This is a genomic window from Pseudomonas sp. FeN3W, from assembly GCA_030263805.2.
Classification (GTDB): Bacteria; Pseudomonadota; Gammaproteobacteria; order Pseudomonadales; family Pseudomonadaceae; genus Stutzerimonas; species Stutzerimonas stutzeri_G.
On sequence record CP136010.1, the window covers coordinates 4,547,888 to 4,566,670 of the forward strand.

Annotated in this window: 13 protein-coding genes and 1 tRNA gene; 8 read left to right on the forward strand and 6 right to left on the reverse strand. The window is 63.9% G+C overall.

Features of this window, described 5'->3' with window-relative positions:
* Positions 1-40 precede the first annotated feature (40 nt).
* The 5 genes from dapA to P5704_021475 all read left to right on the forward strand — a co-directional run bounded on the left by dapA (position 41) and on the right by P5704_021475 (position 5,746).
* Complete coding sequence (gene dapA / locus P5704_021455; GenBank protein WOF78544.1) at positions 41-919, forward strand: 4-hydroxy-tetrahydrodipicolinate synthase; 879 nt, start codon at positions 41-43, stop codon at positions 917-919.
* 16 nt (positions 920-935) lie between these two features.
* Positions 936-2,039, forward strand: a complete 1,104-nt coding sequence (gene bamC, locus P5704_021460; GenBank protein ID WOF78545.1) for an outer membrane protein assembly factor BamC — start codon at positions 936-938, stop codon at positions 2,037-2,039.
* A 93-nt stretch (positions 2,040-2,132) separates the two neighbouring features.
* Positions 2,133-3,002 carry a phosphoribosylaminoimidazolesuccinocarboxamide synthase gene (locus tag P5704_021465; GenBank protein ID WOF78546.1) on the forward strand — a complete coding sequence of 290 codons (870 nt, stop codon included), beginning with the start codon at positions 2,133-2,135 and terminating at the stop codon, positions 3,000-3,002.
* Positions 3,003-3,128: 126 nt separating this feature from the next.
* Positions 3,129-3,218 (forward strand) — tRNA-Ser (locus P5704_021470).
* A 161-nt stretch (positions 3,219-3,379) separates the two neighbouring features.
* Positions 3,380-5,746, forward strand: coding sequence for a DNA polymerase II (locus P5704_021475; protein WOF78547.1), 2,367 nt, complete (start codon positions 3,380-3,382; stop codon positions 5,744-5,746).
* Between the two features lie 112 nt (positions 5,747-5,858).
* Here P5704_021475 and P5704_021480 read toward each other — a convergent pair whose 3' ends face one another.
* The 4 genes from P5704_021480 to P5704_021495 all read right to left on the reverse strand — a co-directional run bounded on the left by P5704_021480 (position 5,859) and on the right by P5704_021495 (position 10,655).
* Complete coding sequence (locus P5704_021480) at positions 5,859-7,406, reverse strand: phospholipase D family protein (GenBank protein ID WOF78548.1); 1,548 nt, start codon at positions 7,404-7,406, stop codon at positions 5,859-5,861.
* A 96-nt stretch (positions 7,407-7,502) separates the two neighbouring features.
* Positions 7,503-7,847 (reverse strand): YdbL family protein, encoded by a 345-nt coding sequence (locus P5704_021485; GenBank protein WOF78549.1) that lies wholly within the window; start codon positions 7,845-7,847, stop codon positions 7,503-7,505.
* A gap of 8 nt (positions 7,848-7,855) precedes the next feature.
* Positions 7,856-8,047 (reverse strand): YnbE family lipoprotein, encoded by a 192-nt coding sequence (locus P5704_021490; GenBank protein ID WOF78550.1) that lies wholly within the window; start codon positions 8,045-8,047, stop codon positions 7,856-7,858.
* Between the two features lie 37 nt (positions 8,048-8,084).
* The gene (locus P5704_021495) at positions 8,085-10,655 is read right to left on the reverse strand and encodes a YdbH domain-containing protein (GenBank protein WOF78551.1); all 2,571 of its coding nucleotides are present in this window, start codon (positions 10,653-10,655) and stop codon (positions 8,085-8,087) included.
* Between the two features lie 545 nt (positions 10,656-11,200).
* On the opposite strand from P5704_021495, the gene P5704_021500 reads away from it, so the two are divergent.
* Together P5704_021500 and rmuC are read left to right on the forward strand one after the other, a co-directional pair.
* Positions 11,201-11,548, forward strand: a complete 348-nt coding sequence (locus tag P5704_021500; protein ID WOF81298.1) for an SEL1-like repeat protein — start codon at positions 11,201-11,203, stop codon at positions 11,546-11,548.
* Positions 11,549-11,613: 65 nt separating this feature from the next.
* Positions 11,614-13,086 (forward strand): DNA recombination protein RmuC, encoded by a 1,473-nt coding sequence (gene rmuC / locus P5704_021505; protein WOF78552.1) that lies wholly within the window; start codon positions 11,614-11,616, stop codon positions 13,084-13,086.
* Here the strand turns inward: rmuC and P5704_021510 are convergent.
* Positions 13,083-14,342, reverse strand: coding sequence for an MgtC/SapB family protein (locus P5704_021510; protein WOF78553.1), 1,260 nt, complete (start codon positions 14,340-14,342; stop codon positions 13,083-13,085). The genes rmuC and P5704_021510 overlap by 4 nt on opposite strands.
* 88 nt (positions 14,343-14,430) lie before the next feature.
* Complete coding sequence (locus P5704_021515; protein WOF78554.1) at positions 14,431-17,898, reverse strand: PAS domain-containing hybrid sensor histidine kinase/response regulator; 3,468 nt, start codon at positions 17,896-17,898, stop codon at positions 14,431-14,433.
* A gap of 279 nt (positions 17,899-18,177) precedes the next feature.
* On the opposite strand from P5704_021515, the gene P5704_021520 reads away from it, so the two are divergent.
* The gene (locus P5704_021520; GenBank protein ID WOF78555.1) at positions 18,178-18,738 is read left to right on the forward strand and encodes a GNAT family protein; all 561 of its coding nucleotides are present in this window, start codon (positions 18,178-18,180) and stop codon (positions 18,736-18,738) included.
* Positions 18,739-18,783 lie beyond the last annotated feature (45 nt).

Here is an 18,783-nt window from a genome sequence, read left to right on the forward strand (position 1 = left end):
CCATTACGCCTCTTTTTATTATTCCGGCAGGAGTGGTTGCATGATTGCGGGCAGTATGGTGGCGCTGGTCACGCCCATGGATGCGCAGGGCGGTCTGGACTGGGACAGCCTGAGCAAACTGGTGGACTTCCACTTGCAGGAAGGCACCAATGCAATCGTCGCTGTCGGGACTACCGGTGAGTCGGCCACGCTTAGCGTCGCCGAGCACATCGAAGTGATCCGGCGTGTCGTCGACCAGGTCAACGGCCGGATTCCGGTCATTGCCGGCACCGGCGCCAACTCTACCAGCGAAGCCGTCGAGCTGACCGAGAACGCCAAGTCCGCTGGCGCCGATGCCTGTCTGCTGGTGACCCCGTACTACAACAAGCCGACCCAGGAAGGCCTGTACCTGCACTTCAAGCACATCGCCGAGGCCGTGGCGATTCCGCAGATTCTCTACAACGTGCCCGGTCGTACCGTTTGCGACATGCTGCCGGATACCGTCGAGCGTCTGTCCAAGATATCCAACATCATCGGTATCAAGGAGGCCACGGGTGACCTCAATCGCGGCCAGGAAGTGCTGGATCGCGTCAGCAAGGACTTTCTCGTGTACTCGGGCGATGATCCCACTGCTGTCGAACTGATGCTGTTGGGCGGCAAGGGCAATATCTCCGTGACCGCAAACGTCGCGCCGCGCGCCATGAGCGATCTCTGCGCCGCTGCGATGGCCGGTGAGGCCACCACTGCTCGCGCAATCAACGAGCGTTTGATGCCGTTGCATCGCGCTCTGTTCCTGGAAGCCAACCCGATTCCGGTCAAGTGGGCACTGCACGAGATGGGCCTGATGGGTAATGGCATCCGTCTGCCGCTGACCTGGCTGAGTCAGAGCTTCCAGGAACCGCTACGCCAGGCAATGCGCCAAACCGGCGTACTGGCTTAATAACAAAGGAATACGCATGAAGCGACTGGCCGGACTTTCGACCCTTGCCCTGATCATCTCTGCAACCAGTGGCTGCGGCTGGCTGTGGGGCGATGATGGATATTTCCGTGACCGCGGTAGCGACTACCTATCGGCGCGTCAGACCGCACCGATGCAGGTCGCAGTCGACGGCGAGACCCGCCCGCTCGACCCGTTGCTGCCCATTCCGCAGCAGATTGCTGACAGCACTGGCGTTCCAGGCGAGTATGAAGTGCCGCGCCCGCAGCGTTTGCAGGTGGCGGCAGAGCTCAGTGATTTCAGCGTGCAGTCGTCCGAGGATTCTCGCTGGCTGGTGGCGCAATACACACCATCACAGGTCTGGACCGCCGCGCGGCAGTTCTTCACCGACAACGGTTTCAGCATTGCTGAAGAGCGCCGCCAGACCGGTGAGTTCACTACGGCCTGGCAAAGCGCCGCGGGACTGAACGACGCCTTGGTACGCAATCTGGGCATTCAAGATGGCGAAACGCGGGTACGTGTTCGTGTCGAGCCAGGTGTGCAGCGCAATACCAGCGAGATCTTCGTGGTCAGCGTCAAGCGTCCTGCCGGCAGCACCGCCGAGGTGGCCTGGCCGGAGACCTCCAGCAACAAGGAGCTCGATCGGGTCCTGCTCGACGAGTTGCAAGCCAGCCTTACCCGGAGCGCCAAGCAAGGCGGTTCCGTATCGCTGCTGGCCGAGCGTGACTTCGATGCGCCAAGTCGGGTGAATCTGACCGAAGACGGCAGCGGCAGTCCTGTGCTGCAGCTGGATAGCGATTTCGATCGTGCCTGGTCCAGCGTCGGTCGAGCCCTTCAATCCGCCGATGTGCGTGTGGACGATCTGGACCGAAGCCTCGGCGTGTATTACGTGAATCTGAGCGAGCGTGCCGATGATCCGGATGACAAGCCTGGCTTCTTCAGTCGCCTGTTCGGTGGTGCACCGGACAAGGATGAGATCGAGGCGCGGGCTGAGCGTTATCAAGTACGTCTGACCCGCGTCGGCAATGGTGTTCAGGTCTCGCTCGACAAGAGCGTCGACACCGTCGCACCGGCCGATGTCGCACGCCGGGTGCTCAGTCTGCTCAAGGACAACCTGGGCTAAGCGAGAGCTGCCCTGCAACACGACACGGATAGGCGAAACCCTCGGTTTCGCCTGTTTCGTTTCTGCCGACCTGCCAACCGCGGAAGTTTTCGTATGACCACTCCCACCGCCCTCAGCCTGAAGAAGATCTATTCGGGCAAGGTTCGTGATCTCTACGAGATCGACGACAAACGCATGCTCATGGTCGCCACCGATCGTCTATCGGCGTTCGACGTGATTCTCGCCGAGCCGATTCCGGAGAAAGGCAAGATCCTCACCGCAATCTCCAACTTTTGGTTCGACAAGCTCAAGGGGCTGATCCCCAACCACTTCACTGGTGATCAGGTCGAAGACGTGGTGCCGGCCGCCGAATTGCCGCTGGTGGAGGGGCGTGCGGTAGTCGCCAAGCGTCTCAAGCCGGTTGCAGTGGAAGCCATCGTGCGTGGCTACATCGTCGGCTCCGGCTGGAAGGAGTACCAGAAGAGCGGCACCGTCTGCGGTATCCAGCTGCCAGCCGGCCTGAAAGAAGCTGCCAAACTGCCGCAACCGATCTTCACGCCCTCGACCAAGGCGGCAGTGGGCGATCATGACGAGAACATCTCGTTCGAGCAGTGCGAGGCCATCATCGGCAAGGAACTGGCGGCCAAGGTGCGTGACGTTTCCATCGCGCTGTATAGCGCGGCGGTCGAATACGCAGCCACGCGCGGCATCATCATCGCCGATACCAAATTTGAGTTCGGGCTCGACGAAGACGGCACGCTGACCCTGATGGACGAAGTGCTCACCCCCGACTCCAGCCGCTTCTGGCCAGCCGACAGCTACGAGGAAGGCAAGAACCCGCCGAGCTTTGACAAGCAGTTCGTCCGTGACTGGCTCGAATCCACCGGCTGGAACAAGCAGCCGCCGCCCCCAGCGGTTCCAGCGGACGTTGCGCAGAAAACCGCCGACAAGTACCGCGAGGCGCTGACCCGTCTGACGGCCTGATCGAACGGTATGAGCAGACTCGCCCTGCGTCAGCGCATGGTGGGACGCAAGAGACTGAATACGGTAAAAAAATCTATGCAGTTGGGGTTCGACAAACCTGCTCCAGCTGCTATGATGCGCGCCGCTGGAGAGATGCCGGAGTGGCCGAACGGGACGGATTCGAAATCCGTTGTACCTTCGCGGGTACCTAGGGTTCAAATCCCTATCTCTCCGCCATTACATATAGCCTAAGCCCCTGAAATTCATAGAGTTTCGGGGGCTTTTGCTTTTGCGGTCCTCAGAATGCGGCAGCCGGGTTTGTCTGATGATGGCTACGCTTCAACGGCAGGTGCAGTCTGCCTGGCCAACACAGTGTTGTGCGAAGCGAGGGGAGGGTGATGTCGCAGCTACGGCGGGGCTTTATCCTCACCCGGCACTGGCGTGATACGGCTGAGGGTACGGAGATCAGTTTCTGGCTGGCCACCGACGCTGGCGCACGGCAGGTCCGTGTCCCGCAGCAAGATTCAGTCGCCTTCATCCCCGAAGAGCAACGTCCTCGCGCTGAAGCGCTGCTACGTCGCGAGCGCGATGTGGAACTGCGGTCGCTGGCCTTGTGCGACTTCCGCCATCGTCCGGTGATGGGGGTGTACTGCCGTTCATATCGTCGTTTGCTGGATTGCACGCGGTTGCTGCGTGAGGCTGGAGTCGATGTCTACGAGTCCGATATCCGTCCGCCCGAGCGCTACCTGATGGAGCGTTTCATCAGCGCGCCGGTGTCCTTCCCGGACACGTCTGGCGAAGATGGCGCGTCGATCGATGCGCAGCTCAAACCGGCACCTGACTATCGACCGAGGCTCAAGCTGGTTTCGCTGGATATCGAAACCACCGCCCGTGGCGACCTCTATTCCATCGCCCTGGAGGGCTGTGGCCAGCGCCAGGTCTACATGCTCGGACCGGAGAACGGGCAGGGCACGACCATCGATTTTTCGCTGAAGTATTGCGAAAGCCGGTGCGAGTTGCTCGAGCGGCTGAACCTCTGGTTCGCCGAGCACGACCCGGATGCGATCATCGGCTGGAATCTGGTGCAGTTCGATCTGCGTGTGCTGCGCGATCATTCGCAGCGCCTGCAGGTGCCGTTGCGCCTGGGACGCGGTGGTGCGGAGATGGAGTGGCGCGAGCACGGTGGTCGCGGTAATCATTATTTCGCCGCGGCCGCTGGGCGGCTGATCATCGATGGTATCGAGTCGCTTCGCTCGGCGACCTGGAGCTTCCCCTCCTTCAGCCTGGAGAACGTCGCTCAGACCCTTCTGGGTGAAGGCAAAGCCATCGACAATCCCTACCAGCGCATGGCGGAAATCGAGCGCATGTTCGCCGAGGACAAGCCGGCTCTGGCGCGCTACAACCTCAAGGATTGCGAGTTGGTGACGCGCATCTTCGCCCGCACCGAACTGCTGACCTTCCTTCTCGAGCGCGCCACGGTGACCGGGCTGGCCGCGGATCGCAGTGGCGGATCGGTCGCCGCCTTCGAGCACCTGTACCTGCCGCTGATGCATCGCCAGGGTTTTGTCGCGCCGAATCTTGGCGAGCGGCAGCCGGAGGCCAGCCCGGGTGGCTTCGTGATGAGTTCGCAGCCGGGGCTTTACGAGTCGGTGCTGGTGCTCGATTACAAGAGCCTCTATCCGTCGATCATCCGCACCTTTCTCATCGATCCGGTGGGGTTGATCGAAGGGCTGCGCCAGCCGGATGACGAACAATCGATTCCCAGTTTCCGCGGTGCGCGCTTCTCGCGGACTAGGCACTGCCTGCCCGCAATCGTGGAACGCGTCTGGGAGGGGCGCGAAACGGCGAAACGCGAGCACAACAAGCCGTTGTCGCAGGCGCTGAAAATCATCATGAACGCCTTCTACGGCGTGCTCGGTTCCAGTGGCTGCCGCTTCTTCGATACGCGCCTGGCCTCGTCCATCACCCTGCGCGGTCACGAAATCATGCGGCGCACCCGCGAACTGATCGAGGCGCAGGGGCATGCCGTCATCTATGGCGATACCGATTCCACGTTCGTCTGGCTGCGCAAAGCGCATTCGGATGACGAGGCGGCGCTGATCGGCTGTCAGCTGGTACAGCACATCAATGATTGGTGGCGAGTGCATCTGCAGGCCGAGTACGGGCTGGTCAGCGCGTTGGAGCTGCAATACGAAACCCATTTTCGGCGCTTTCTGATGCCCACCATTCGTGGTGCGGAGGAGGGCAGCAAGAAGCGTTACGCGGGGCTGGTCACCCTGCCGGACGGCAGCGACGGCATGGTCTTCAAGGGACTGGAAACCGTACGTACCGACTGGTCGCCGTTGGCCCAGCGCTTCCAGCAGGAGCTCTACCAGCGCATCTTCCACCGCCAGCCGTACCAGGATTACGTGCGCGACTACGTGCGCCGCACCCTGGCGGGCGAGCTCGACGAGCTGCTGGTCTTTCGCAAGCGCCTGCGCCGCCGGCTTGCCGACTACCAGCGCAACGTCCCGCCACACGTGCGCGCGGCGCGCCTGGCCGACGACTACAACGACCGCCAGGGCCGGCCACGGCAGTACCAGAATGGCGGCTGGATCAGCTACCTGATCACCGTCGCCGGGCCTGAGCCGCTGGAGAACCGGCGGGCTGCGATCGACTACGATCACTACGTGAGCCGGCAGCTGCAGCCGGTGGCGGACGCGATCCTGCCGTTCGTGGGCGACGATTTCTCATCGCTGGTCGATGGGCAGCTGGGGTTGTTCTGAACGGGCTCGGGCGGAGGCGATCGCCGACAAGCCGGCTCCTACGAGGAGGCGTGTTGGCGCGGGCTCTTGTGTGGAGCGAGCTTGCTCGCAATCGGCCCCATGCGGCATTCGCTTACAGCAGCCATTCGATCGGCAGCCAGGAGAGCAGCGTCACGCTCGCGCGTTTCCAGAAGCCGACTTCGGGCTCATTGTCGTGGCGGACGGTGCTGCCGTCGCGTCGTTCCAGCCAGTAGAGCCGGCCCTGTTCGGACAGGCGGACCTCGTAGGCGGCGGCGGGGATCTGCTCGTCGAATATCGCCTCGATCCGGGCGGCGAGCTGCGGGCTGTCGATGATGAAGCCCAGTTCGGTGTTCAGGTTCGCCGAGCGCGGATCGAAGTTGAACGAGCCGACGAAGACCCGCTCGCGGTCCACGGCGAAGGTCTTGGCGTGCAGGCTGGAACCGGAGCTGCCGAACGGCCCGGCCCTGTCCTTCGGTCCGTTCTCGGCCAGCCGGCGCAGCTCGTAGAGGGCGACGCCGGCGCGCAGCAGGGCCTTGCGCCGCTTGGCGTAGCCGGCGTGCACCGCGGCGACGTCGGTGGCGTCCAGCGAATTGGTCAGGATGCGCACTTTCACGCCGCTGTCCGCCAGCGCGGCGAACGCGGCGGTGCCGGTGGCGGTGGGCACGAAGTAGGGCGAAACCAGTTCGACGTCGCTGCTTGGTTCGCCGAGGATCTTGCCCAACTGGTGGGTCAGCAGGCCGTCGCCATCGGCGCGGCCGAGGCCCTTGGCCGGGTCGTCGCTGACCATCCGCGTGGCCGCCCAGTCGAACCCCAGGTCGCCGGCGAGCAGGGCGCGGATGAAGGCCGATTCGCGCAGCGCGGCGACGTAGCGGCTGGCGGCCGGGTCGCTTTCGATGATCGAGGCCTCGGCCGACAGTTCGTCCAGCGCCGCCGGGCCCGCCTCGGGCAGGATGCCGGCCAGCGGATAGGCGGAGTCGCTGGCCCAGTAGCGATCGAAGTCGTGGGAGACGTCCTCGACCACCGGGCCCACGGCCAGCACGTCGAGGTCGGCGAAGAGCACGCCCTCGCCGGCGGCGAAGTACTCGTCGCCGACATTGCGTCCGCCGATGATGGTGGCCTGGTTGTCGGCGGTGAACGACTTGTTGTGCATGCGCCGGTTGGCGCGGGAGAAGTCGCTGAGGTAGCCGATGGCCTTCGGCCGGCGCACCACGAAGGGGTTGAACAGGCGCACTTCGATCAGCGGGTGGGTGTCGAGCGTCGCCAGCTTGCGGTCGAGGCCGGCGGTGCCGTTGTCGTCCAGCAGCAGGCGGACCCTGACGCCGCGATCAGCGGCATCGTGCAGCGCTTCGAGCAGCAGGGTGCCGGTGAGGTCGTTGCGCCAGATGTAGTACTGCACGTCCAGGGTGCGTTGCGCGGCCTGGGCCAGCAGGGCCCGGGCGGCGAAGGCGTCGTGCGGGTCGGCCAGCGGATGGATGCCGCTGCGACCCGGATGCGCCTCGACCTGCGGCGCGATTGCCCGGCCCAGCGGCGTACCGGCGGTTTCGGAAGAGCTGGGCGCGCTGGAGGGCGTGCGGCCCTCCAGCGGGGGCAGGCTGCAGCCGGACAGCAGGGCGGCGCAGAGCGCGGCGAGCCAGCGTGTCGTGGGACGATCAGGCGTCATGGGGCGGAATGTGCTCGATCGGTGATACGCCGGGCCGGTCGTCGGCGACGCGAGCGACCGGGGCTCCACTGGTGGACGGTCGCTCGCCGGATCGCATCACTTCCTGACCCAGTTGCCGTTCAGCTGGATGATCTGCCCGGAGGGCGTCTTCTCGATGGCCTTCTTGCCAGCGATGGCTTCCACGTCACTGACGCTGATACCGTTCTGCTTGGCGACGCGGTGGTACTCGGCGCGGCGCGCCTGGTTGATCTGGCTGGCGATGTCCTCGGCGTTCTGGCTGGAACGCACCACGCCGAGATAGCCGTCAGGCTTCTCGCCAAGCAGGCCGCTGGCCTTGGCGTCGCCCAGCGCGGACATGGCTTCGTTGAGTGTCATGGCTGCTGCGGACAGGCTGAGCATGAGTGCCAACAGCAGGCTTACCAATTTCAGATAGGTTTTCATCGTCGTCCTCAGAACAATCCGCTGTCTTGGTTGATGATCGAGTCGAGCTGCTTGTCCACCCGGATGTAAATCTCGTGTTCGATCTTCACGTTCAGGTTGATGTTGATCGGTTCGTTCGGTACGGCCAGTTCCACCCGCGGCGTACAGGCGCTGGCGAGCACGGCCAGCAACAGAATGGTCAGCGATTGGCGCAACCGCATGGCGGTCTCTCCTGTGTCGGCTAGTGGCTGCAGGGCCTCATTGAAGGCGTTGAAGATGTTCCTGCACCCGTCGTTGGATGGTTTCGCTTACCCGGTCGCTCAGTTGCAGGCTGGTCAGCAGCGCCGGAATGTCCTCTTCCAGATTGATCGAAAAATTGATCGGGCGACCACCTTCCAGGGCCGGATTGCGGCCGTTCAGGCGCAGCGCGAGGTTCAGTTTGCCGCTCTCATCATAGCGGACGTCACTGCTCAGCCGATCATAATGAAAATCGTGCAGGGCTTCGGTGACGATTTTCATGGCCGGATTCGATTGGCCAAGGGCTTCGATCTTCGGCGAACGAAAACGCAGCACGCCGCCGGGCGCGCGTGCGGCCAGCTCGCCCTGGTCGACGCTCAGCCCCTGTGCGCTGCGGCGAATGTCGAAGCTGCCGTCGACCAGACCGCTGCCATCGAGCCCCTCGGTCGGGTAGGCGGCGAGCATGTCGCTCAGTTGCAGTCCTTGCAGCTGTGCGCTCAGTTGTTGCTGTGGTGCGGCGAGGTCGAGCGTGGCGGGATCGAGCCAGAACCTGCCGCCGAAGATACGGGTTTCGGCGGTCGCCCAGCGCAGCTGCCCTTGCGCCGGATGGTCGAGATCGGTGCTGTAGTTTCCGCGCAGCAGCAGCGGGCCAAAGGTGAATCCAGGATTGAGCTGAGCGAGTCGCAACTCGGTTATATCCAGTTCCAGGCGGTTGCGCTCGAGGCTCGCAGCGAGTCTCGCGTCGAGCCCGGATATCTCGGCACGGTCGATGATGCCGGCCAGTCCTCGGGCCTCCAGCGTGAGCCGGGCTGAAGGCGGTGCACTGCCGGCTGGCAAAGAGAGCGTGCCATCGCCCAGCAGGCGCCCGCTGTTCAACTCGATCATCGCCGGCCAGGCTGTGAGGCTGCGGGCAAGCGGGTTACCAGCGCGCAGGAAGATTTCCTGTAGCTTGCCGCTTGCCTGTAGCGGGCCGTTCCAGCGCTTGTTCAGATTTGCTGCCAGTGTCAGCCCGGCGTCGTTGCTCAATGGGCCAGTTGTTGACAGGCGTGTGGCATCAGCGTCTAGCTGACCGCTCCAGCGCCAGCCCTGGGAAATCAGTTGCGGATGCTCCAGTCGGCCAAGGCGCAGCTCCAGCGGCCCCTGTACGCGCCAGCTCGGCGACTCAGAATCGCTGCGGTCGAGATGCAGGCTGAGCGGTTGGGGCAGCTGGGCCTGCAGTCGGCTGGCGGCAAGCTCTCCAGTGGCCAGGTCGGCGAGGGTGGCCCGTGAGCTCTTATGCAGGCGCAGATCGATCTGCTCGAGGTCCGCCCGCCCCGAGAAGTCCAGCGTGGCCTCCAGGCCTCCCAGCGAAAGCGCATCCAGTGTCAGATTGCTACTGCGCAGTTGCAGTTGCGCCTGCTCGATCTGCAGCGCATAAGGCGGTGCGGTATTCAGTCGCACCCGCGCCTGCAGGTTCGCCGGTGTGCCGCCCTGGGCTTCCAGCTTGACCTGTAGTGGCAGTTCGTCCTGATCGGCTTCGGCATCGAAGGGCTCGATGTGGATGCCCAGTCGCTCAGGTCGAAGGTTCGCGGGAAGGTCGGCGACCAGCTCAGGTTCGGGGCGTAGCTGCATGTTGCCTTTCAGCTCCGTAGGCAGCCACACACCGGTCTGGCCTTTGGCCGCGAGGTCGATATCGCCTTGCAGCTCGCCAAGCCCGATGACCGGCCAGGGCGCTGGCAGGTGGCCGGAGAGCCGCAGATCCCCGCCCGCACTGCGCCACTCGAGCGTGCCGTCTGTCGAGCGCGGCATGCTGAGTACCCAACCTGCGCCAAGCCGCATGTCAGCCGGCATGTCTGGCAGCGGGGTGGGTTCGTAGCCGGTCCATTCGCTCAGCCAGCCTAACAGCCAGGGCGCTTCCGGCAAGCTGCCCATGGCAAGAGTGCCAGTGGATTGTAGGGTATCGTCCAGCGGGTTGAACTGGTTACGGCCCTCCAGGCGTGACTGCTCGTCGATCAGCAGCTTGGCTTCGATCATGCTGTGCATGGGCTCCGGTCCCTGCGCACTGATGATCAGCGAAACACGGTGTTCGTTGCGTCGCAGGTCCAGCCGGGCATCGACAGGCAGCAGGGTTTCGCCGGCGTGCTCCAGCCACAGGCTGCCCCGTTCGTCGCAACGACCCTTCGCGCAGGGGAGGTCCATCCTCAGATCGGCGATGGTCATTCGCTGCGGCAGCCACGCCCCCCAGCGTGCGTATTGCTCAGCGTCGCGCGCAGACGAGTCCCCTTTCTCTACTTCCGGTAGCGAGAGCAAAGTTGCGCTGAGGCGATCTATTTGCAGTGAATGAGGCGGAAACGGCTGGAAAAGGCTGGGGATTTGCAGCGCGATATTTTCAGCCTGGAGGGTCAGGTTCAGGCCGCTTTCGGTCAGTTGTCCATAGCTGAACTGGCGGATCGATATGCCTCTGAAAGAGATACGCAGCCCTTGCCAGTCGAGTTCGACGATGCCCTGTTCGCGCTTGAACGCGGTCCATTGATACCAGGTGACACCGCCGGCAAGCAGCGAAAGCAGCAGGCCAGCCAGCAGCCAGAGCAGTATTCTCGACGGTTTCGTCATGACCAGTTCCAGAATGCGAGGCAGACAGCATAGCCGCAGAACAAGCGTAACGACCGTGCTCCGGCAAGGTGCGCGGCTGGACACCAGGTTGGTGTGAAAGTTCGCTCTTGTGCCGCTGCAGCCCTTGTGGCAAGCCGCTTCGCGGCCGGTGCGCTGAACTTGTGCACATTTGCGAGGCACGCCTGTCAAGGCCTTATGACAAACTGTCGCAAATCGCCTGAACGCATAGATCGTTAATAACCAATTGAAAAATAAGCATTTTTTTCATTGGCGAAAAAAACGTCAGTTTAAGCGCAGCCCCCATGAGACGTGGCATTCATAGATTTGTCTTCTGTTTGTCCACTGACTTATCCACAGCTTCTGTGGATTAATTTCTAGTGTGATCCGGATCTAATTTTTTCGCTTTTGACAAGACTTTAACTCTCGGAAAAAAGGAGTAGAGTGCGCGACCTTATCCATCCAGCCCCCTGATGTGCATGAGAACGCGTACTGCCTCCTCCGCCTCCTTCGCTACCTCCACTCCAACGGCACGTTTGCCACTGCGTATGGCGCTGTGGTTGCTCGACAGTCAGCACCTGGGCCGCAATCAGGGGGTCAAGCGGATCGCGGGCCGCCTGCTCAAGCAGCCGGCGCGTGAGGGTGTGGTGGAGGCACAGAGCCGTCTGGGACGTCTGCTGTGCTGCGAGTGCGATGGCCAGCGCGACCGCCGTATCGGTTTCGAGTTGCTGCGTCAGGCGGCTCGTGCGGGCGACTGCCAGGCACAGCTGGAATTGGGCCGCCTTTATTGCCAGCCCGACCACAGCGAACCTGCCAAGGCGCGCCAGTGGCTCGAGCAGGCCGCCGCACAGGGTTCCCAGGAGGCTGCGAGCTTCCTTCAGCGGATCAAGGGCTGACGGCGCACGCCTGACCGCCCACCTACGGCTCGCTATACTGCCCGGCACTTTTGCCGGAGCCCTTCATGTCCTTTGATCCTCTTCATCTATTGATCGGTCTGGCGCTCGGCCTGGCTGCCCTGGCTGGGCTGAGCCTTTATCTGCAGCGCCGCCTGTCCGCCAGCGAGTCCGAGCAGGCGTTGCTCGATGAGCGGCTCCGACAGGCCACCCTGGCTCAGGAGGGGCTGACGGCGCAGCTGGAGGGGTGTCGGATCGAGCTGGCCGAGTTGAGTGGCATCAAATCCGAGCAGCAGGCCGAGCTGGCTGCGCTGCGCCGCGAAGCGGAACTGTTGCGCACGCAGCGTGACGGCCATGATGAAACCATTGCCGACCTGCAAGCCGAGCGCGACGCCCAGCAAGGTGAGCTGCGTCGGTTGAGCGCGACCCACGCCGCGCTCGAAGCCGAACTGCGCGAACAGCACAACGCCCATCAGCAACGGCTGGCAGACCTGCAGGCAGCGCGTGACGAGCTGCGGGCGCAGTTCGCCGAGCTGGCCGGCAAGATCTTCGACGAACGTGAGCAGCGTTTCAGCGAGTCCAGCCACGAGCGCCTGGGGCAACTGCTCGAACCGCTGAAGGAGCGCATCCAGTCATTCGAGAAGCGAGTCGAGGAGAGCTACCAGAACGAGGCGCGCGAGCGCTTTTCCCTGGCTCGCGAGCTGGAACGCCTGCAGCAGCTGAACCAGCGCCTTGGCGATGAAGCCACCAACCTGACTCGGGCCTTGCAAGGGCAGAAGACGCAGGGCAACTGGGGCGAGCTGGTGCTGGAAAAGGTGCTGGAGCACGCCGGGCTGGAGAAGGGCCGCGAATACCATACGCAGGTCAGCCTGAAGAGCCCGGACGGCGAGCGTTTTCAGCCGGATGTGCTGATCCATCTGCCCGGCGACAAGCAGGTGGTCGTGGATGCCAAGGTCAGTCTGACCGCCTATCAGGCGCTGACCTGTGCCGGAGATGAGGGCAGCCGAGCGCTGGCGCTCAAGCAGCATGTGCAATCCTTGCGCAGCCATCTCAAGGGGCTCTCGTTGAAGGATTACCAGCGCCTCGATGGCTTGCAGAGCCTGGACTTCGTGCTGCTGTTCGTGCCGATCGAGGCGGCCTTCGCGGCCGCGCTGCAGGCAGATCCCGATCTGTTCCAGGAAGCCTATGGGCGGCACATCGTGATCGTCAGTCCGACGACCCTGCTCGCCACCCTGCGGGTCATCGACAGCCTCTGGCGGCAGGAACGGCAAAGCCAGAACGCCCGGGAAATTGCCGAGAAGGCCGGCGGGCTTTACGACAAGTTCGTCGCCTTCATCCAGGATATCGATGAGATCGGTAGCCGCCTGCAGCAGGTGGATCGTGCTTACCTGGCCGCGCGCAACAAGCTCAGCGATGGTCGCGGCAACCTCGTTGGCCGCGCCGAGCAGTTGAAGTCGCTCGGTGCACGGGCCAGCAAGCGCCTGCCGGGCGACTGGCTGGAGCGTGCCGGTGCCGAGGAACTCAGCGAGGCGGGCGACTAGGTCGCGGCGTTACGCAACAGCAGCAGCGCGAGCGCGGTCAGCAGCCCGGCGAACATGATCGGCAGGGTGCGGATAGCCAGTTCACGGCCACCGATGAAGGCGATTAGCATGGCCTTGACCAGGCTGTTGCTCAGCGCGGCGAATACGATGCCGCGCGCCGCGACCTCGTGGCTGAGCCCGTCGCGGGCATTGTTGGCCAGCGAGAGCGTGATGGCATCCACATCGGTCAGACCTGCGAGCAGCGAAACCATGTAGATGCCGGCATCGCCCAGCCAGCGTCGTGCACCTTCGACCAGCAGCAGAATCAACACCAGCAAGGCGGCGAAGCGTAGCGCCGGTCCAAGCTCGAACGGGTTCTTCAGCAGCGGCTCGGCGGTGTCATTGGGCGCTTTGGCCGCCAGCAGGTAATAGAAGATTGCCCCCGCTGTATAGATGGCGCCGGCGCACGCCAGCGGCAGGATCAGGCCGGGAAGCAAGGCGGGGTTGACCAGCCCCACTTCCAGTAGCACCCGTGGAAACATGAGCGCCGACGTCGCCAGCAGGCCGGCTGCGAGCGCCGCACGCAGGTTCGGCGCATTCAGCCGGGCCAGCGTGATGGTCATTGCGGTGGAGGAGACGATGCCGCCAAGCAGCGCCGTGACGAAAAGACCGTGGCGGGTACCGAGGATGCGGATCGCCACGTATGCGGCGAAACCGATCCCGGCGATCAGTACCACCATCATCCAGGTCGTGTAGGGATTGAGTGCCTGCCAGGGGCCATAGCCCTGGTTCGGCAGCGTGGGCAGCAGCACCACGGAGATGAACAGCATCTTCAGCGCGCCACCCAGTTCCGCCTCGCTGAGTCGCGTGAGCGCCCGATGCAGCGGGGCTTTCAGGCTCAGCAGCAGCGCTACGACGATGGCGCATGCGGCGGCGAGCTGCCGGCTTTCCGCGACCGCCAGGCTGCCGAGAACAAAGGTCAGCAGCATGGCGACCTCGGTGGTCATGCCATGGTCGCCGCTGCGCCGTGCGTCGATCAGATAGCCGGCAATGACCAGCAACGCGAGCATGGCGAACATCGCCACCCAGGCAAGCCCGCCAAGATGCGTGACGCTAACCGCCGCAAGCCCGCCGAACAGGCCCGACAGGCCGAACGTGCGGACTCCGGCGACCATTTCCTGGCCCGGGCCGTCTCTGCCGCTCCAGCTGCGTTCGGTGCCGATCAGCAGGCCGACGGCAAGCGCCGTGGCGAGGTTGAGAAAAAGCTCGAGCGTCATCGGCCACCTTGCTGCCAAGTGTGCAAATTGCCAGCAGTGTAACCGGCCTCGGCCGCGGTTGTTTCACCCGCAGGCCGAGGTCGCGTGCCTACTGCAACGTCAGGTGCCGGCTCATCAGTGCGCGCAACGCCGCAGGCTTGACCGGCTTGGCGAGGAAATCCAAACCGCTTGCGTGAACTGCCGCCACCAGTTCCGGGCGGCCGTCGGCACTGATCACCACGCCGGGCACCGGCTCGCCCAGGCGGGTGCGCAACCAGGCCATCAGCTCGGTGCCGGTCTGGCCCTCGTCGAGGTGATAGTCGACCAGCACCAGTTGCGGGCGAATGTCCTCGGCCAGCAGCGCTTCGCACTCGGCGCGGTTGCTGGCGGTCCATACCTGGCAACCCCAGCGGGTGAGCAGACTGTTCATGCCGACCAGAATGCTGTCTTCGTTATCGATGCAAAGCACCTGGGTGCCGGTCAGCGCGGTGTGCTGCGGCTCGCCGCGCTTGGCTGCCGGGCGCGGCTGGCTCAACGCGCGAGCGACCGGTACGGTGACGCTGAACACGCTGCCCTTGCCCGGCCAGGAACGCACTTCCAGTGGGTGTTCGAGCACATGACAGAGACCGTCGGCGATGGCCAGGCCCAGGCCCAGACCTTTCTCCGCGCGGGTCTGGTGGCTGTCCAGGCGTTTGAACTCCTCGAAGATCACCTTCAGCTTGTCATGCGCAATGCCCGGGCCGCGGTCCCAGACTTCGAGCCGCAGCGACGCACCTTGCCGGCGCACGCCGAGCACCACGCGGCCCTTGGCATAACGGAAGGCATTGGTGAGGAAATTCTGCAACACGCGGCGGAGCAGTCGGATGTCACTGTCGACGCGCAACTTGCTGCCGTGCACACGGAAGTTGACGCCCTGTTCGCGGGCCAGTGCGGTGAACTCCGTGCCCAGCGTGTCGAACAGCGTGGCCAGCGGGAAAGCGTTGCGATCCGGGGCCACCCGACCGCTTTCCAGGCGTGAAATATCCAACAGGTCGGTGATCAGGTCTTCGGCCGAACGCAGCGAGCTGTCCAGATGCTGCACCAGTTCCTGGGCCTCGCTGGGCAGGGCGCTCTGCTGATGCGACAACGCGGCGGAGAACAGTCGTGCGGCATTCAGCGGCTGCATCAGGTCGTGGCTGACCGCGGCGAGGAAGCGGGTCTTCGACTGGTTGGCGGCTTCCGCCGTGCTCTTGGCTTCGATCAGCGCCTGGTTGAGCTGGGAAAGCTCCTGGGTTCGCTCGCTGACGCGCTGCTCGAGGCCTTCGTTGGCGTCTTTCAATGCGCGTTCGGCTTCGCGGTAGGCGGTGATGTCACTGAAACTCATGACGAAACCGCCGCCCGGCATCGGGTTGCCGATCAGCTCGACGACGCGGCCGTTGGGGAATAGCCGCTCGGACGTATGCGCGCGACCCTGGCGCATCCAGTACAGGCGCTTGGCCACGTGGGTATCGGGATCGCCGGGGCCGCACAGGCCGCGTTCGGCGTTGTAGCGGATGATGTCGGCGATCGGGCGGCCGATGTAGACCAGGCCGTCCGGGTACTCGAACAGCTCGAGATAGCGATGGTTCCAGGCCACCAGACGCAGCGACTGGTCGACCACGCTGATGCCCTGGGTGATGTTCTCGATCGCGCCTTGCAGCAGTGCGCGGTTGAACTGCAGCACTTCCGAGGCTTCGCCGACGATGCGCACCACATCGTCGACCTGCATGTCGCGGCCCTCCAGCGCCGCCTTGACCACCGCGCGGGTGGACGACGCGCCGAGTACACCGGCGAGCAGGCGTTCGGTATGCGCGATCCACTGACCGTCGGCCTGCAGCTTGGGCGAGAAATCCTGGCCGTGGCGACGGGCGAAGCGCTGGAAGCTCTGCTCGGCGCGCTCGGCGCCGACGAAGCGGGATGCCAGGACCAGCAGGTCTTCGACGCGTACGGCGAGCAGGCGGCGGGCACCAGTTGGCGAGGCGATCTCCTGACCGATGAAACGGCTGGCCTGCCAGTGCTCCGCCACATGAGTCTGGGTGAGGATGGATACCCAGAAGAACAGCGTTGCGTTACCGATCAGGGACAGGGTTACGCCCAGGGTCAGTCCGCTAAGGCCGAAACCGAGGCCGCCGTTGTACATCCAGCTCAGGCCCGGGAACATGTCCAGCGGCCAGCCCAGCAGCGGCAGAATCAGGGTGTAGAACCAGATCGCCGCACCGGCGGTCAGGCCGGCGAACACGCCGCGGCGGTTGGCTTGCTTCCAATACAGCGCGCCGACCATCGCCGGGGCCAGCTGGGTGATGGCGGCGAAGGCGATCTGGCCGATGGTGGCCAGCGATGCCGTGGAACCGAGCAGGCGATAGCTGACATAGGCCAGCAGCAGGATCACGACGATGCTGATGCGGCGAACCGAGAGCATCCAGTGACGGAAGGCCTCGAACGGGCGCTCGGCTTCCTGGCGGCGCAGCAGCCAGGGCAGCAGCATGTCATTGGAGACCATGGTCGAAAGCGCGACGCTGGCGACGATCACCATGCCGGTCGCCGCCGAGGCGCCGCCGATGAAGGCAAGCAGGGCGAGCCACGGATGCAGTTCGGCCAGCGGCAGGCTGATGACGAAGGAGTCCGGCGTTACGCCTGGGGGCAGCAGCATCTGTCCGGCCAGCGCGATCGGGATGACGAACACCGCGGCCAGCACCAGATAGAGCGGAAACACCCAGCGCGCCAGGCGGAAGTCGCGCGGTTCGATGTTTTCCACCACCGAAACGTGAAACTGCCGCGGCAGGCAGACGATCGCCATCATCGCGACGGTGGTCTGCACCAGCATGGCTGACCAGTTGACGCCTTCGCTCCAGAATCCGGCGAGGTCCGGCGAGTCATAGGCCTGATTGAACAGATCGCCAAAGCCGTCGAACAGGCCGAAGGTGACGAAGGCGCCCACCGCCAGGAACGCCAGCAGCTTGATCAGCGATTCGAAAGCGATCGCCAGGACCATGCCGCGGTGATGCTCGGTGACATCGAGGTTGCGTGTGCCGAACAGGATGGTGAACAGCGCCAGCACAATCGAGACGATCAGTGCTGTGTCGCGCGTGCCGGTGCCGGCTGTCTCGATGTTGATGCCGCTCAACAGGTTGACGCCGAGCACGATGCCCTTGAGCTGCAGCGCGATGTACGGCAGCACACCGACCAGGCAGATCAGCGTGACGACCACCGCCAGCAGTTGCGACTTGCCATAGCGGGCGGCGATGAAGTCGGCAATGGAGGTGATGTTCTCCTGCTTGCTGATCATGATCATCTTCTGGATCACATGCGGTGCGAACAGCATCAGCAGGATCGGGCCCAGATAGATCGGCAGGAATGCCCAGAGCTGCTCGGCGGATTGGCCGACGGCGCCGAAGAAGGTCCAGCTGGTGCAGTACACCGCCAGCGAAAGGCTGTATACCCAGGGCCGCAGACGCGGCGACATGGAAGCGCTGTTGCGGTCGCCGTAGAAGGCGATGGCGAACAGAATGGCCATATAGACGAGGGCGACCGCAGCGATCAGCCCGCCTGACAGCGTCATGCAAACTCCAGAAAACGAAAGGTAAGTGCCAGGTAGGCTTCGGCAGGCCGGCAACGGTTGCCGAATTCAATCAGCCCTGGTGACTCGTTAATATGCTGAGTTCGCGAAGTTTCGCAGCAATGTTCATCCCCGTGTGCAGGGTTGCGACCAAGGTCGCATGCGTCTAGCGCGGGCCCGTCAGCAGTATTGCCGGTCGTCCGTGAAGTACGGCGTTTCCTGCGTCATGGGTTACTGTCTGGTAAGCGCCGATTCGCCCGAATGCAACAACAGGAGAATGTCATGCTCAGCCCTCATCCGGTAACCCTGCAACGCGGGGCGCTGCGCCTGGAACCGCTGATGGAGGCGGATATCCCGGAGCTGGTTGCCCTGGCAGAGCGGAACCGCGCCGAGCTGACCTATATGAGCGGGCCGCTACGGCCGGACTGGTATCGCCATGCTCTGGCGGAACAGCGCGAGGGACGCGCGGTAGTCTTCAGTGTGCGCATGGCCGAGCAGCTGGTCGGCACCACGCGTTTCGCCGACTTCAACCTGAGCCTGCCGGCAGCCGAACTGGGCTGGACCTGGCTGGATCAGGCGGAGCATGGCACCGGGCTGAATGCCTCGATCAAGTACCTGCTGCTGCGTCACGCGTTCGAAGAGTGGCAGCTGGTACGCCTGCAGCTGAAGACTGCCGCCAGCAACCTGCGCTCGCAGCGGGCCATCGAAAAGCTTGGTGCGCTACGCGAAGGATTGTTGCGTAACCATCGGCGCCTGGCGGACGGCCGTCTGGACGATACCGTGCTCTACAGCATCACTGACCGTGACTGGCCGCAGGTCAAGCAGCGGCTCGCGGCCGACTGACTGCTCTATAACGCATCGCCTGGGCGTCCCAGTTCGGTTATCGTG